The sequence below is a fragment of the Desulfobulbus rhabdoformis genome, assembly GCF_016919065.1.
Classification (GTDB): domain Bacteria; phylum Desulfobacterota; class Desulfobulbia; order Desulfobulbales; family Desulfobulbaceae; genus Desulfobulbus; species Desulfobulbus rhabdoformis.
The window spans coordinates 1-463 of sequence record NZ_JAFFQA010000163.1; the positions used below are offsets into that span (position 1 = coordinate 1).

The 463-nt window shown below is 65.9% G+C and carries 1 pseudogene; it reads right to left on the reverse strand.

From position 1 onward, the window contains the following. A pseudogene (gene aceE / locus JWJ90_RS22915) lies at positions 1 to 463 on the reverse strand (pyruvate dehydrogenase (acetyl-transferring), homodimeric type); the annotation flags it as partial.

Genomic DNA, 463 nt, shown 5'->3' on the forward strand with positions numbered 1-463 from the left:
GTGCTGATAGTTCTCGTTCATCAGCGTGAGGTAGTAGAAGACGTCCTCCTGCTCGGTGAACATCCGCCGCAGGCCCTCGCGGATGATCACGGCCAGCTCGTACCCGTAGGTCGGGTCGTAGGAGACGCAGTTGGGGATCGTCGCGCTGACCAGATGCGAGTGGCCGTCCTCGTGCTGCAGGCCCTCGCCGTTGAGCGTCGTCCGGCCCGCGGTGCCGCCGAGCATGAACCCGCGCGTGCGGCTGTCGCCGGCGGCCCAGGCGAGATCGCCGATCCGCTGGAAGCCGAACATCGAGTAGTAGATGTAGAACGGGATCGTCGGCGCGGCGTGGTTGGAATACGACGTGCCCGCGGCGATGAAGCTCGACATCGCGCCCGGCTCGTTGATGCCCTCCTGGAGCACCTGGCCGTGCTTGTCCTCGCGGTAGAACATCAGCTGGTCGCGGTCTTCGGGCGTGTACAGC